Here is a 14,123-nt window from a genome sequence, read left to right as displayed (position 1 = left end):
ACTTAGATTTGTTCTTATAGTTCAAGATATACAAAGTCATTTTTTAAATAAATATGAGTCGTAAGAAGAGGAATTTATTGTGAATATTCAACAAAAAGATGATACAAAACACGGTAGCTTTAGTTTACTTGATGGTGAAACCGTTGCAGGTGAAATGACTTATACATGGGCAGGCGAAAGCATGCTAATTATTGATGCCACAGATGTGAATGAAAATTATCGTGGACAAGGTGTAGGTCGCCAATTACTTGATGCCTTGGTGGCTTTTGTTCGTGAAAAAGATGTAAAAGTAATTCCGCTTTGCCCATATGCTAAATCGGTTTTTGATAAAGACCCAAGCATTGGCGATGTACTTAGAAAGTAAGCAATAGATTAAAAATCATTTAATAAAAAATCGGGTCTTGGTGTCCGATTTTTTTTATTGGTTTTATTATTCATCTTTATTTTAGTGAATATGTTTTGAGCGGTTGTATTCATCTGATTTGAAGGTTTTCAATTGCCAGATCGAATTTATCAAACTTATAGAAAAGCTTATCTAATAAAAATAGTTTTAGACCAATTGGGAAAAAAATAAACTCGTTGCACAAATATTTAATAGCTGACGAAAGCTAAATATTTATAACGTTTTAATATTATTTTTGGAATTTTCCTTGAACTGGCAGTATATCCATAGTGTGTTGCCGCAATTTTTCTCTGCAACTTTGACCACGCTGAAGATTTCAATTATCAGCATTATTCTGGCAATTATTGTAGGGCTAATTTGCAGCATTTTAATCACATATCGCGTGCGGGTGCTAAATAGAATTGCCCAGTTCTATATTGAGTTATCTCGAAATACCCCTTTATTAATTCAACTGTTCTTTTTGTATTACGGTTTGCCAAAGCTTGGCATCAAAATCGATGGTTTTGCCTGTGGTGTGATCGGATTGACCTTTTTGGGTGGAAGCTATATGGCTGAAGCCTTCCGAGCAGGTTTGCAGTCTGTTGCAAAAGGGCAGATTGACTCTGCAAAAAGTATTGGTCTACAACCGATTCAAATTTTTAGATATGTCATTTTTCCTCAAGCACTGGCTATTTCAATTCCAGCAATAGGGGCAAATTGTCTATTTCTAATTAAAGAAAGTTCTGTGGTTAGTGCCATTGCTGTCGTTGAACTGCTTTTTGTCACTAAAGACTTAATTGGTATGGACTATAAAACCACAGAAGCTTTGTTCTTACTCATCATGGCTTATCTGATTATTTTATTGCCCGTGTCTATTTTAACCAGTTATCTGGAGCACAGAAGTCGAAAGGTGAGCCATGGAACTTGATTATTTATTTCAAGCGAGTCACCTCGAACGTTTAATGTGGGGACTTTGGGCAACTGCAAAAATTGCATTTATTTCAGTGTTTTTCTCTGCAATTTTCGGCACAGTTTTCGGCGTCATTATGACTTCTAAAAACATAGTCGTTAAAGCGCTATGTCGCCTGTATTTAGAAGCGATTCGAATCATTCCAATTTTAGTTTTACTGTTTGTCTTTTATTTCGGCTTTGCAACATGGTTTAACTGGCAGTTTTCCGCAATGTGGGTATGCGTTGTTGTATTTGTTTTATGGGGTACGGCAGAAATGGGCGATTTGGTTCGTGCAGCCATTACCTCGATTGATCAGCATCAACGAGATTCGGCCTATGCGCTCGGACTTACCCATGTTCAAGCCTTGGTCTATGTCATTTTTCCACAAAGTCTAAAACGAGTAACGCCAGGTGCGATTAATTTATTTACTCGAATGGTGAAAACCAGCTCTTTGGCAGTCCTGATTGGTGTGGTTGAGGTCATTAAAGTTGGCCAGCAAATTATTGAAAATTCGCTGTTGACCGTGCCGAGCGCTTCTCTTTGGATCTATGGCTTTATTTTTATTTTGTATTTTCTGATTTGCTATCCCTTATCTCGTTTGGCGGCACATTTAGAAAAGGTCTGGGAGTAATTATGCCTTTGTTATCGATACAACAATTACAGAAATCATTTGCACAAAGTCATATTTTACAGGGCATTGATCTGGATGTAGAACAAGGAGAGGTGGTAGTTATTTTAGGTCCATCGGGCTGCGGTAAAAGTACTTTATTGCGCTGTATTAACGGCTTAGAACCGATTCAGGGTGGTGAAATCCGTTTAACAGGCTCAGGTGTGCTTGGTAAAGATGTGGACTGGACTAACGCTCGTCAAAAAATTGGCATGGTTTTTCAGAACTATGAGCTATTTGGGCATATGAATGTTATTGACAACATTTTGCTTGGGCCACTCAAAGTACAAAAACGCCACCGTGATGAAGCAGAACAAGTAGCAGATGAATTGTTAAAGCGAGTTGGACTGTTTGAGCGAAAACTTGATTATCCACGACAGCTTTCAGGCGGACAAAAACAGCGTATCGCCATTGTGCGTTCACTGGTCATGCAACCTAAAGTCATTTTGCTTGATGAAATTACCGCTGCACTTGATCCAGAAATGGTTAGGGAAGTACTCGATGTGGTACTCAAGTTAGCGAATGAAGGAATGACTATGTTGATTGTGACACATGAGATGTCCTTTGCCCGTAAGGTTGCTGACCGCATTATTTTTATGGATAAGGGCAAGATTATTGAACAGGCTTCACCAGAAGAATTTTTTGAACAGCCAAAAACAGAACGAGCGAAAGCTTTCTTAAATATTTTGTCGTACTAAATTTTTATTATTTGAATCATGAGGAAGTGAATGTTTAAACGTAATTCAATAAAAATATTAAGCAGTCTTGCTGTTGCTGGGGTGTTGTTAACTGCATGTAGTAAAACGCCATCCACTGAACAGGCAAGTAATAGTCAAGAAGACCATTCTTTAGAGCAAGTCAAAAAAAATGGGGTTCTACGAGTTGCCGTTTTTGCCGATGATCCGCCGTTTGGTTATATAGATAGTGCAGGTAATAATCAGGGCTTTGACGTGGCTTTAGCAAAACGGGTGACTAAAGATTTGCTGGGTGATGAAAAGAAAGTTGAGTTTATTGTGACTGAAGCTTCAAATCGGGTGGAGTTCTTAAAATCAAACCGTGCCGATGTGGTATTTGCGACCTTTACAGTAACCCCTGAACGTAAAGAGGTTGTGGATTTTGCTGAGCCTTATTTAAAAGGTGCTTTTGGCATTGTCTCACCTAAAGCCAAGCCGATCACTGACATTGCCCAATTAGAAGGTAAGACATTAATCGTAAATAAAGGCACAAGTTCAGATACCTACTTTACCAAGCATTATCCAAAAGTGAATTTACTGAAGTTTGAAAGAAATTCGGATGCCTTCAAAGCCTTAACCGATGGTCGTGGTGACGCAATTTCACAAGATAGTACTTATGCATTAGCGTGGGCCGCGAAGAACCCAAGTTATGTAGCAGGTATTCAGTCTATTGGTGATCAAGAGTTTATTGCACCAGCAGTTAAAAAGGGCAATACCCAATTATTGAACTGGCTTAATACTGAAATTAAGCAACTCAGAACAAGTGGTGAAATTAATAAAATTTATGATGAAACCTTGAAGCCAATTTACGGTGACTCGGTCAATCCGAATGTGTTTTTAGATGTAGGCCAATAATTTTCGATATCGCTAGAGCAGTGTCTAGAAGTAGGCGCTGCTATTTTAAATAAGACTTTTACAAGAACGATAGGGTGAAATAATGACAACATTAACATTTCAAAACGTGAAGCATATTCTAGCTGCGTCTTTACTGAGTTTAGGTTTAGTTGCATGTGACAAAGGAACTCAATCTACTGAAAAAACGGCAGATACCACACAAACTGTGTCGAGTATTGAACAGATCAAAAAGAATGGCGTGGTACGAATTGGTGTATTTAGTGATAAACCGCCGTTTGGATATTTAGATGCTCAAGGTAAAAATCAGGGTTTTGATGTAGAAATTGCCAAGCATGTTGCGAAAGATTTGCTGGGCGATGAAAACAAAGTTGAGTTTGTTTTAACTGAAGCGGCTAATCGTGTCGAATATTTAAAAGCCAATAAAGTAGATATTATTTTTGCCAACTTTACTGTTACACCAGAACGTAAAGAAGTGGTCGATTTTGCTAAACCTTATTTAAAAGTGGCACTAGGTGTGGTTTCTCCTAAAAGTCATCCGATTACCGATGTTGCTCAACTTAAAGATAAAACTTTGTTGGTAAACAAAGGTACAACGGCTGATTCATTCTTCACCAAGACTCACCCTGAAATTAAGCTACAAAAGTATGAGCAAAACACAGAAACTTTCGATGCTTTAAAAGATGGTCGTGGTGCTGCGCTTGCACATGATAACTTGCTGGTTTTAGCTTGGGCTAAAGAAAATCCAAATTACACTGTTGGCATTACCAATTTAGGTGAGCAGGACTTAATTGCACCAGCAGTGAAAAAAGGCGATAAAGAGTTATTGGACTGGTTGAACCAAGATTTAGAGAAATTGGCAAAAGAAGGCGTGATTCATCAGGCTTATGAAAAAACGTTAAAACCAGTCTATGGCGATACGATTAATCCAAAAGATTTGTTGGTTGAGTAATCGTGCTAATAACCTCTAAAGATTAGAACTCTAGATAGTATTTATTCGAGCTAAGAGCCGTCTAAATTTTTAAAGTCGGCTCTGCTGCTAATTTATCTGCCAAATATTGAATTAACACACTCAATTTAGGTGGGACATGCCTTGTCGGTGGATAAAGTAGCCACAGCCCACCACTATAATAGGTCTTAAAATACCAATCTGGTAAAACTTGAACTAAGGTACCTTGTTGTAGAGCATGGCGTGCAACGAAGTAAGGTAAGCTCGCAATACCTAAATGCTGTAATGCAGCACTCAAACGCACACCCGTATGGTTTGCAGCATAGCGGCCACGCACAGCCACACTTATCGATTTATTTCCTTGTTGAAATTTCCATTTTGAGTCACTGGCTTGTTCGCCCAAGTAAATACATTCATGTTGCTTTAAATCATGAGGATGGTTCGGTGTACCGTGCTTGGACAAATATTCAGGTGTAGCACAAACCAAGTGATCAATATCAATCAGCTTTCGACCCATAAGGCCACCCGGTGGTTGCTCTGTAATTCGAAGTGCTAAATCTACTCCATCATCAATCAGGTCTACATAGCGATCTTCTAAAAGCATTTGTATATCAATTTTCGGGTAGCGTTCTAAAAACTCGGGTAAATGCGGATGAATCATAAAATGTCCCACAGCTTTCGGAACACTCATGCGAATAATACCTTCTGGCTCGACATGAAATTGGCCCGAACTTTCCATGACCGCTTGCGCAGCATTCACCATATCTAAACAACGTTGATAGACCTGTTGTCCACTTTCACTTAAACGAAGTTTCCGTGTAGTCCGATAGAGTAAGCGGGTACCTAAAGCACGTTCTAAACGGGCAATCGCGCGGCTCACAGCAGAAGGTGTTGTACCAAGCTGGCGTGCAGTTTCAGAAAAGCTTTCCGACTCGACAACCTTAACGAAAGTCGCCATTTCATTTAATAGAACCAGACTTTGATTTGTGCTCATGAGGCAAAAGTTATTTGGATTTTGATTGGATTATCGCGTCTAAAAAATCGCAATACAATCTTTTAGGTGATTTTCAGGAAACTAAATTGTTATGTGGCAGTTGTATGGACATGAGTTTTTAACGCTAGCTCTTATTCATTTTATGGCGGTGATTTTACCGGGACCAGATTTTGTGATTACGGTAAGACAAAGTGTACGTTATGGCTATTTGATTGGATGTCTAACTGCAATTGGTATTGGTGTCGGGATTTCAGTCCATGTGTTTTATACACTTGTTGGTATTGGGTTTTTGATTCAACAAAGCGAATGGCTGATGTCACTGATCAGAACAGCAGGCGCAGCTTACTTAGTGTATTTAGGATGGCAGTGTTTACGTAGCCAGCCGAATACCAATATTGAGATTAATGGCTCAGCAGACAGTGACACTCCGAGTTTATTTAAAGCGTTTACAATGGGTTTTCTCACCAATGCGTTAAACCCAAAAGCCACCATCTTTTTTCTGGCAATTTTTACGACAATTGTAAGTACGACCACTCCGATGAAAGTTCAGGTTTTTTATGGGGTTTGGATGTGTATGGTTAATGCCATCTGGTTTATGGTGGTGAGTGTACTGTTTGCTCAGCCTATTGTACGTAAAAGATTTTTGGAGTTTGGGGTTTATTTTGAGCGGGTAATGGGAGTTTTATTAATTGGGATTGCATTGAGATTGATTTGGGGATTGTTTGTTTAATTGCCGTGAGTATTTAATGGGGGGGCAGAAGTACGATTTTAGATTGTATATAGTTTTTACGGCGTTCATACCAGTATTTGCTCGTGCTAAATTTCATCCACAGCCTGCCCATAATTTATAAAGATAATGTATTTGCAATATTTTTTGAAAAATGAAAACAGAGAACAGGTTCTGTGGATGAGAAAGTTTTTGGTTACTTTTTAAAAAAGTAACAGAATTAGCTACTTTCTTTGGAGGCAAAACGGTAAGACTCCGCCGTGATAACTACTTTGACTTGTTACTTCTATATATAACTTTTGAGCTAAAGTAGCTTCAGTAAATAATCCATAAAAAAAGACCGCTCAAAAGCAGTCTTTTCTAGTCTAGAAATAGATTTAATTGCTACGCCTATTACGTGTCAGTTGATGTAACACCGAAACCAATAAATCAATTTCTTCAGTTGTATTATAAAAAGCCAAAGACGGACGCACGGTCTGTTCTACACCAAAACGACGTAAAATTGGCTGTGCACAGTGGTGCCCAGAACGTACCGCAATACCATGTTGATTTAAAGCTTTACCGACTTGTTCAGTTGAATAACCTTGTAAGGTAAAGGACATAACACTGGCTTTGTGATGTGCCGTTCCGATCAAGCGTAAACCAGACACACTGCTCAGTGCATTTTGACCATATTCGAGTAGATCATGTTCATAGCGAGCAATGTTATGAATACCTAGACTTTCTACATATTCAAGCGCAGCGCCTAAACCAACAGCATCGGCAATGTTTCCAGTTCCAGCTTCAAACTTGTTTGGTGCAGGTTGGTAAACTACTTGTTCGAAGGTAACATCCTGAATCATGTTACCGCCGCCTTCCCAAACAGGCATGCTTTCTAGCAACTCTGGTTTTGCATAGACCGCACCAATTCCTGTAGGACCAAACACTTTATGTCCAGAAAACACAAAAAAGTCAGCATCAAGAGCTTGTACATCGGTAGGGATGTGCGAAACAGATTGAGCACCATCAACTAAAACACGTACACCTTTGGCATGCGCGATTTTAATGACTTCAGCAACAGGTGTGACTGTACCTAAAGCATTCGAAACTTGAGTAATCGACAGTAGTTTAGTGCGCTCATTAATCAGTCTTGGCAATTCTTCTAAAATAATCTGACCCGTGTCATCCACAGGAATGACTCTTAATTTAGCTCCAGTTTTTTTAGTGAGTTGATACCAAGGCACAATATTGGCATGGTGTTCTAAGTGAGAAACAATAATTTCATCACCTTCACCAATATTTTGCTCACCCCATGTTTTTGCAATCAGGTTAATGCCTTCGGTTGTTCCTCGAACAAAGATAATTTCTTTGGAAGAGGGAGCACCAATGAATCGGGCAACTACATTTCTTGCATGCTCATAGGCGTCGGTTGCACGAGCCGCTAACTCATGGGCAGCACGGTGAATATTTGAGTTTTCATGCTGATAAAAATAAGCAATCCGGTCAATCACGCGCTGCGGTTTTTGTGTAGTGGCAGCATTATCTAACCAGACTAGAGGTCGGCCATTGACGCGTTCCTGTAAAATTGGGAAGTCGCGACGTATAGCATGTACATCGAGTGGTTGAGCACTACTTGCTACAAAAGTGGGTTGCGATGGTTGATAGTGACTATAACTTTGTCCACTTTGAGGCAAGTCTAAAAAATAAAATGCAGAGCTTGCCGAACTTTGGGGAGGCGTGTTCGTTGCAAAACGATCTTCCGTCAGCAATGATTTCAGCTGGTCACCATGTGGCAATTGAAAAGACTGTGCAACCGAATAATTATCTTCAACACCTTTAACAGACGGTTCTGCTGCATTGGGAGCAGAAAAATCATTTAAAAAATAATAAGGTGATTCACCTGCACCAGTGGGTAAGCTTGGTTCAATGCGTGGCACATTGGGTTCACTGTGAGCACTTTGTGGCAAATGTGGTTCAAATGGTGGGCGTGGCAAATTAGCTCCACCAACCACAGGCGCAGACGCTACAATTCGACGTTCAGGGTAGTCTGGCAAATTTGGAATATGCTCAGGAAATTCCGGATTGAGACTTTTCTGAAAGGCGATATTGGGCGCACGACCACTGAGTGCAGAAAATGGTTCACCTGGTTGTGGAGGGTGCGGTGGCGCTCCGACAGGTAAGTCCAAGTTAAGGCCCGATGGAGAAGCTGAACTGCTTGAGCTTGGTAATGCTGAAAAAAACTCATTAGCAAGTTGAGCAATGGTGGACTCATCAGGGAAGTTGGCTGGTGGATTAACACCAGTCACTTCAGGCCCCGTTGGACTACCTTGCAGATTACTTGTAGTTAACTGGGTAGTCATGATATTTGTCCACCTCCACATCATCTAATACTGCCAACGCATCATCAGTGAGTACTGCAAGTGAGCAATATAACGAGATTAGATACGACGCAATCGCGTTACGGTTAATTCCCATAAAGCGTACTGAAAGCCCTGGTGACTGTTCACCAGCAAGACCTGGTTGGAACAAACCAACAATCCCTTGACGCTTTTCACCAACACGAAGCAGCAAGATTTTAGTTTTGCCATCTTCTACAGGAATTTTATTTGATGGAATGAGTGGAATACCGCGCCATGTAATGAATTGCGAACCAAATAAGCTAACCGTTGGAGGTGGCACACCACGGCGTGTACATTCACGGCCAAATGCTGCAATCGCATCAGGGTGTGCTAGGAAAAATCCCGGTTCTTTCCAAACTTTACGTAGCAAATCATCAAGATCATCTGGAGTAGGTGGGCCATTTAAAGTCGAAATACGTTGGTCATCTGTCACACTTGCCAGTAAACCGTATTCAGGGTTATTGATAAGCTCACTTTCTTGACGTTCTTTAATGGTTTCAATGGTTAAACGGAGCTGTTCTTTAATTTGGTCGTGTGGGCTGCTGTAAAGGTCAGCAACACGTGTATGTACATCTAAAACAGTAGATACACCATTTAAAAAGTATTCGCGTGGCTCTGGGTCATAATCAACAAAAGTTTGAGGTAAAGTTGCTTCATCGCGTTGTGTGCAAGCGACTTGAATATCATCGGTATTACTTACACGGTTTAAGCGGTAGATACCTGCTTCAACAGGAAGCCATTGAAGTAAGTGAGTCAGCCATCTGGGAGTAATTGTAGAAAGTTGGGGAGCAGTTTTGGTTGCATTGGCCAGTTGACGGGCTGCGTGGTCCCCCAGCGCAAGTTGGGCTTTGTCAGTATTTTTCGCCATGAATCATTTTTCCTTATTACAGTGGCTTGGTTATAAAATGTTAAATTTTTAAATTATCGTGTTAACAGATTAGAATTAAATATTCGATTTTCAAAATATGAATAAGGTATAAATAAATGAACACAGTTCACTTATTATGAATAAGCATATGTTTATGAAAATTTAATATAAATAAGTAATAAACTGATTTATATATACCAAATTCATGTTTTTAATATATTGGTTAAAACTCTTATATATAAAATTGTGAATACGATTTATTTAAATTCTGGATTTTTTTGATAAGCCTCCAGTGGTGACTGTAAAATCTGGCTTCCTGCAGGAATACTATGTGTAAGCCAGACATTTCCCCCAATAATGGACCCTCGACCAATCGTAATACGACCTAAAATAGTAGCACCTGCATAGATCACCACGTCATCTTCAACAATTGGATGGCGTGTATAGTCTTTTTTCAAACCACCATCATCATTCGTTTCAAATCGTTTCGCTCCAAGGGTCACTGCCTGATAAATACGAACACGCTCTCCAATAACGCTAGTTTCACCAATCACCACACCCGTACCATGATCGATGAAAAATCCTTTACCGATTTTTGCACCCGGATGAATATCAATACCAGTTGCAGAATGCGCCAACTCGGAAATAATGCGCGACAATAAAGGCACTTGGGCATACAGTTGATGCGCTATTCGATGATGAATAATCGCAAATATGCCCGGATAGCAAAGTAATACCTCATCCACACTATGCGCCGCCGGATCGCCTTCATAAGCAGCACGCACATCGCCGTCTAAAAGACGTCGTATAGAGGGTAAGGTGTTGGCAAAATCCTGCACAATATTTTGAGCAAGTTCTTCTGGCTGTTGGACTGCGTTCGAATGACTCAAATGACGTTTTGCTTCATAATTTAAAGCCAGTTGTACTTGAGCATGTAAGGCTGTGAGTACCCGATTTAAAGTATAGGCAATATAAGAATCTTCAGTTTCTTGACGTAAGTCAGCAGGGCCTAAACGCATTGGGAATAAAATTCCACATAGGTCATCTAAAATAGCTTTTAACGCTTCTTTAGATGGAAGTTCACGGCCCCCAAATTCTTTGGTCCTGTGTTGCTGCTGACGCCAGTCATGCCTTGCTTGTTGTAAACCTTGTACAACCGCATTAATGTTCCATTGAGTCACAAGCTTTCCTTGATTCACTGAAAATTGATTAAAATATTAGTCTTGTTGCCAAGGAAGTTGATGGATGCGCCAGCCATTTTTCTGATTACGCTGTTGCTGATCATTTAGATCGCCTTCGAAGCCTTCAAGAACGTTATAAATATGCTCAAAACCTGCATTAAATGCGGCCTCGGCAGCTTGTGCTGAACGGTTGCCACTACGACATAACAAAAGAATGGTTTTATCTTTGCCAACTTTTGATTCGAGTTCTTTTAAAAAGCGTGGATTACGGTTAAACGATGTGCCTGTTGCCCAAGCAACATGAACACTTTCAGGGACATAACCTACAAATTTACGTTCTTCATTGGTACGTACATCAACTAAAACGGCTTCTCCTTGTTGTACGAGTTGCCATGCGTCAACAGGTGATAAACTGCCACTAAAATTTAGTTCGTGTTCTTGTGCATATTGCTGTGCTTTAGCAAGAATATCTTCGGCTGAAAAGGATGTATTTGAACCATTTGAAATAAAACTTTGCGGAGTTTCAGTATTTAATTTAGCGTTCATTGAATATATCCTTATCTTTGATTTAGATTGTTAAGGATCAATTTACGCGTTTTTAAATATAAGCAAAAATAAGGAATATCTATTTATATATATTTTTTTGATAAATAAGAGCGATGAATGTTTTATATAAAATATTATTAGTTAATTTTATAAGATTATTAAAATAAAATAGATTTAAGAAATTTTATTATTTAGTAAAAAGCGTGCAGATTAAAATAATCCACACGTTTTTAAACATTAAGCAAATCCACCATTTACCCGAATGACTTGTGAATTTATCCAACGCCCATCTGGGCCAGCTAGCATGGCAACTACGCCAGCAATTTCTTCAGGTGTTCCGATCCGTTCCAATGGAGCAAGTTTTGCAATAGCCGCTACTTGTTCATCAGTTTTTCCATTATAAAAAAGGTCAGTGCCTGTCGGGCCGGGTGCAACGGCGTTTACAGTGATATTGCGTCCACGTAACTCATTTGCTAACACATGTACCAAACCTTCGACACCTGCTTTTGAAGCAATATAGGGACCATATGCCGGAAAAGATTTGGCAATTACACTGGTTGAAAGCGCAATAATCCGACCACCATCTGGCACTGTTTCGGCCGCATGCGCCAATATTAAAAACGAGCCACGTAAATTGGTATGAATCACTTTATCGAAATCTGGCAGGCTTTCAGGTGTAATTTTTGCCATAGGCATAATACCGGCACTATGAACTACCACATCTACTTGACCATTAATGGCCTTTGCCTCTTGAAATAAACGGCTCACCTCATGTTCATTTGTAACGTCCGCTTGAATAGCTGAGGCTTGACCACCTTGCTCAATAATATGTTCTACAGTGGCTTGGGCATGCACTTTATTGCCAGCATAGTTAACAATCACATAAAAACCATCTTGGACTAAACGTTCTGCAATAGCACGGCCAATACCACGTGATGCGCCAGTAACCAGAGCTGTTTTTCTTGAAATATTCATTTTTAGATTGCCTGTTTGAGTAAGTATGGCTTATTTTAATAATATAGAAATATGGGATAAATCATCAGAATTGGATAAGATAATTCCATAGACATTAATAATGGGTAGGATTAAAAGATCGCACCATGGACAAATTTGATACCTTGCAACTTTTTACCCGCATAGTAGAGTTGGGTAGTTTTAGCCAGGCAGCCGATCAGCTAAATATCCCACGTGCTACAGCAAGTAATGCCATTAAAGAGTTAGAGAATAATTTACAGTGTCGTTTGCTAGAGCGGACGACTCGGCATGTAAGACCATCACTAGATGGACAGGCATTTTATGAACGCTGTACACAAATATTATCGGAACTCGATGATGCCGAATCGTCCTTACGTAATGTAATTGCTCAGCCCCGTGGTTTATTACGTGTTGATTTATCAGGTGCACATGCGACTAAAATTGTTTTACCCAATATCGACCAATTTCACGAGTTATATCCCGACATTGAACTTGTAATTAGTACGGGTGATCGTTTGGTTGATCTGATTCGGGAAGGGATAGACTGTGTGGTGAGAGGAGGACGTTTGGATGATTCCACTTTAATTGCTAGGCATTTGGTCGATATGCCACAAGTCATTTGCGCAAGTCCTGACTATTTAAATAAAAATGGAACACCACAGCAACCAGAGGATTTGTTATCACATTATTGTGTCAATTTTTTCTCGACATCAGGCGGGCGAAATTATCCATTTGAATTAATGGTGAATGGCAAGAAACAAGATTATTTTTTGAAAAGCTGGATCGCGGTAAATGATGCTGAAAACTATGTATTATCTGCTTTACGTGGGGCAGGTTTAATTCAGGTCCCGCGCTACCATGTGGCAAATGAATTAAAAAATGGTCGACTGGTTGAGGTTTTATGTGAGTGGGAAATCCCGAAGATGTCAGTTTCTGCTTTATATCCGCAGCATCGGCAGCTCTCGCCACGCGTACGCGTTTTTGTTGCTTGGCTGAGTGAGTTATATACAGGCTATTTTTCAAAATAACGATAGCGTATAACGTATAGGTAGAATGCTCTCTAGCACATATAAAATTTTGGTGAATATGTGATTGAATTACCCAATGCAAATGATTGGATTGTTAGAAATTCTGACCCGAATAGTCTTGAACGAATTGAAGCCTTTTTTACCGATCATGCTTATGAGTCGCATCGCCACGATACTTTTGCAATTGGTCGAACATTAACAGGTGTTCAAAGCTTTCATTATCGTGGAGAGATGAAACATAGCTTGCCGGGTATGACGATGGTTTTGCATCCTGATGAAAAACATGATGGCGAGTCAGGTAGTCGAGACGGTTTTAGATATCGGATGGTGTACGTAGAACCTGCAACACTACAGGAAATTATGAAGGGTAAACCTTTACCATTTTTTGAGAATGGGTTGAGTCAGGATCCTCGGTTATTTAAGGCAACTGATGTTCTATTACAAGGGATGGATCACCATATTGATCCATTAGAAAAACAAGATGCTTTATATGATTTGGCAACCACACTTTACGAAATTTCTGGTAATAATCAGCGTACCTCACATGCTTATGACTATGTTGCAGCGGAGCGCGCTAGAGAATTTATACATGCCTCTTTATATGAAAATATCTCTTTAGATGATATTGAAAAAAATGTGGGACGAGACCGTTGGAGCCTTTCACGGGACTTCCGATTGCTATTTGGTACAAGTCCACATCGATATATGACTATGCGCAGACTGGAAGTTGTGAAGTCCTGTTTGATGTATGGAGAGTCCTTAACTCAAGCTTCATTGATTGCAGGATTTTTTGATCAAAGCCACATGACACGTCATTTTTTAAAAGCATTTGGATTGACTCCAGCCAGATGGCGGATGATCAATAAACTCTCTTCTTAAACAAAAGCCAG

Annotated in this window: 16 protein-coding genes and 1 pseudogene; 9 read left to right on the top strand and 8 right to left on the bottom strand. The window is 39.8% G+C overall.

Going from position 1 to position 14,123, the window contains the following annotated elements; genetic code table 11:
* Window positions 1–79 precede the first annotated feature (79 nt).
* Window positions 80–364 (top strand): GNAT family N-acetyltransferase, encoded by a 285-nt coding sequence (locus QLG01_RS15840; RefSeq protein ID WP_001025680.1) that lies wholly within the window; start codon window positions 80–82, stop codon window positions 362–364.
* Between the two features lie 109 nt (window positions 365–473).
* On the opposite strand, the gene QLG01_RS15835 is transcribed toward QLG01_RS15840, so the two are convergent.
* The gene (locus QLG01_RS15835; RefSeq protein ID WP_078220651.1) at window positions 474–587 is read right to left on the bottom strand and encodes a hypothetical protein; all 114 of its coding nucleotides are present in this window, start codon (window positions 585–587) and stop codon (window positions 474–476) included.
* 63 nt (window positions 588–650) lie between these two features.
* Between QLG01_RS15835 and QLG01_RS15830 the strand changes: the two genes are divergently transcribed.
* From QLG01_RS15830 to QLG01_RS15810, 5 genes are all read left to right on the top strand, one after another.
* Window positions 651–1,310, top strand: a complete 660-nt coding sequence (locus QLG01_RS15830) for an amino acid ABC transporter permease (RefSeq protein WP_002114214.1) — start codon at window positions 651–653, stop codon at window positions 1,308–1,310.
* Complete coding sequence (locus QLG01_RS15825) at window positions 1,300–1,965, top strand: amino acid ABC transporter permease (protein WP_000418067.1); 666 nt, start codon at window positions 1,300–1,302, stop codon at window positions 1,963–1,965. Before QLG01_RS15830 ends, QLG01_RS15825 begins: the two co-directional genes overlap by 11 nt.
* Before the next feature lie 2 nt (window positions 1,966–1,967).
* Complete coding sequence (locus QLG01_RS15820; protein WP_001130360.1) at window positions 1,968–2,699, top strand: amino acid ABC transporter ATP-binding protein; 732 nt, start codon at window positions 1,968–1,970, stop codon at window positions 2,697–2,699.
* Window positions 2,700–2,729: 30 nt separating this feature from the next.
* A complete protein-coding gene (locus tag QLG01_RS15815; RefSeq protein WP_199944516.1) occupies window positions 2,730–3,590 on the top strand; it encodes a transporter substrate-binding domain-containing protein in 861 nt (286 codons plus the stop codon).
* Window positions 3,591–3,672: 82 nt separating this feature from the next.
* Entirely contained in the window at window positions 3,673–4,539 is an 867-nt protein-coding gene (locus tag QLG01_RS15810; protein ID WP_000209985.1) for a cysteine ABC transporter substrate-binding protein, read from the top strand.
* Window positions 4,540–4,600: 61 nt separating this feature from the next.
* On the opposite strand, the gene QLG01_RS15805 is transcribed toward QLG01_RS15810, so the two are convergent.
* Window positions 4,601–5,530 carry a LysR family transcriptional regulator gene (locus tag QLG01_RS15805; RefSeq protein ID WP_032018083.1) on the bottom strand — a complete coding sequence of 310 codons (930 nt, stop codon included), beginning with the start codon at window positions 5,528–5,530 and terminating at the stop codon, window positions 4,601–4,603.
* 91 nt (window positions 5,531–5,621) lie between these two features.
* On the opposite strand from QLG01_RS15805, the gene QLG01_RS15800 reads away from it, so the two are divergent.
* Window positions 5,622–6,260, top strand: coding sequence for a LysE family translocator (locus QLG01_RS15800; protein ID WP_101663618.1), 639 nt, complete (start codon window positions 5,622–5,624; stop codon window positions 6,258–6,260).
* 86 nt (window positions 6,261–6,346) lie between these two features.
* On the opposite strand, the pseudogene QLG01_RS15795 reads toward QLG01_RS15800, so the two are convergent.
* The 6 genes and pseudogenes from QLG01_RS15795 to QLG01_RS15770 all read right to left on the bottom strand — a co-directional run.
* Window positions 6,347–6,452: pseudogene (locus QLG01_RS15795) on the bottom strand (hypothetical protein); the annotation flags it as partial.
* Between the two features lie 182 nt (window positions 6,453–6,634).
* Window positions 6,635–8,596, bottom strand: coding sequence for a family 2A encapsulin nanocompartment cargo protein cysteine desulfurase (locus QLG01_RS15790; RefSeq protein WP_282496901.1), 1,962 nt, complete (start codon window positions 8,594–8,596; stop codon window positions 6,635–6,637).
* Window positions 8,571–9,503 (bottom strand): family 2A encapsulin nanocompartment shell protein, encoded by a 933-nt coding sequence (locus tag QLG01_RS15785; RefSeq protein WP_005304322.1) that lies wholly within the window; start codon window positions 9,501–9,503, stop codon window positions 8,571–8,573. Before QLG01_RS15785 ends, QLG01_RS15790 begins: the two co-directional genes overlap by 26 nt.
* A 257-nt stretch (window positions 9,504–9,760) precedes the next feature.
* Entirely contained in the window at window positions 9,761–10,702 is a 942-nt protein-coding gene (gene epsC, locus QLG01_RS15780) for a serine O-acetyltransferase EpsC (RefSeq protein ID WP_130172802.1), read from the bottom strand.
* A gap of 18 nt (window positions 10,703–10,720) precedes the next feature.
* A complete protein-coding gene (locus tag QLG01_RS15775; protein WP_000992245.1) occupies window positions 10,721–11,230 on the bottom strand; it encodes a rhodanese-like domain-containing protein in 510 nt (169 codons plus the stop codon).
* Window positions 11,231–11,467: 237 nt separating this feature from the next.
* Window positions 11,468–12,205: an SDR family oxidoreductase gene (locus QLG01_RS15770; protein ID WP_282496900.1), complete on the bottom strand. Its 738-nt coding sequence runs from the start codon at window positions 12,203–12,205 to the stop codon at window positions 11,468–11,470.
* 125 nt (window positions 12,206–12,330) lie between these two features.
* On the opposite strand from QLG01_RS15770, the gene QLG01_RS15765 reads away from it, so the two are divergent.
* Together QLG01_RS15765 and QLG01_RS15760 are read left to right on the top strand one after the other, a co-directional pair.
* On the top strand, window positions 12,331–13,233 hold the full coding sequence (locus tag QLG01_RS15765) for a LysR family transcriptional regulator (protein ID WP_282496899.1): 903 nt from the start codon (window positions 12,331–12,333) through the stop codon (window positions 13,231–13,233).
* 60 nt (window positions 13,234–13,293) lie between these two features.
* Window positions 13,294–14,112: an AraC family transcriptional regulator gene (locus QLG01_RS15760; RefSeq protein ID WP_039760300.1), complete on the top strand. Its 819-nt coding sequence runs from the start codon at window positions 13,294–13,296 to the stop codon at window positions 14,110–14,112.
* Window positions 14,113–14,123: the final 11 nt, after the last annotated feature.

Origin of the sequence: Acinetobacter sp. V89_4 (assembly GCF_029967875.1) — a bacterium.
Taxonomy (GTDB): domain Bacteria; phylum Pseudomonadota; class Gammaproteobacteria; order Pseudomonadales; family Moraxellaceae; genus Acinetobacter; species Acinetobacter oleivorans.
The sequence above is the reverse complement of the archived record's forward strand: the minus strand, read 5'-3'. Positions and strand labels throughout refer to the sequence as shown.

Coding starts and splice junctions, on each gene's coding strand:
- QLG01_RS15815 (WP_199944516.1), top strand. CDS start 2,730: ATGTTTAAACGTAATTCAATAAAAATATTAAGCAGTCTTGCTGTTGCT.
- QLG01_RS15805 (WP_032018083.1), bottom strand. CDS start 5,530: ATGAGCACAAATCAAAGTCTGGTTCTATTAAATGAAATGGCGACTTTC.
- QLG01_RS15810 (WP_000209985.1), top strand. CDS start 3,673: ATGACAACATTAACATTTCAAAACGTGAAGCATATTCTAGCTGCGTCT.
- QLG01_RS15790 (WP_282496901.1), bottom strand. CDS start 8,596: ATGACTACCCAGTTAACTACAAGTAATCTGCAAGGTAGTCCAACGGGG.
- QLG01_RS15825 (WP_000418067.1), top strand. CDS start 1,300: ATGGAACTTGATTATTTATTTCAAGCGAGTCACCTCGAACGTTTAATG.
- QLG01_RS15785 (WP_005304322.1), bottom strand. CDS start 9,503: ATGGCGAAAAATACTGACAAAGCCCAACTTGCGCTGGGGGACCACGCA.
- QLG01_RS15770 (WP_282496900.1), bottom strand. CDS start 12,205: ATGAATATTTCAAGAAAAACAGCTCTGGTTACTGGCGCATCACGTGGT.
- QLG01_RS15775 (WP_000992245.1), bottom strand. CDS start 11,230: ATGAACGCTAAATTAAATACTGAAACTCCGCAAAGTTTTATTTCAAAT.
- QLG01_RS15800 (WP_101663618.1), top strand. CDS start 5,622: ATGTGGCAGTTGTATGGACATGAGTTTTTAACGCTAGCTCTTATTCAT.
- QLG01_RS15765 (WP_282496899.1), top strand. CDS start 12,331: ATGGACAAATTTGATACCTTGCAACTTTTTACCCGCATAGTAGAGTTG.
- QLG01_RS15820 (WP_001130360.1), top strand. CDS start 1,968: ATGCCTTTGTTATCGATACAACAATTACAGAAATCATTTGCACAAAGT.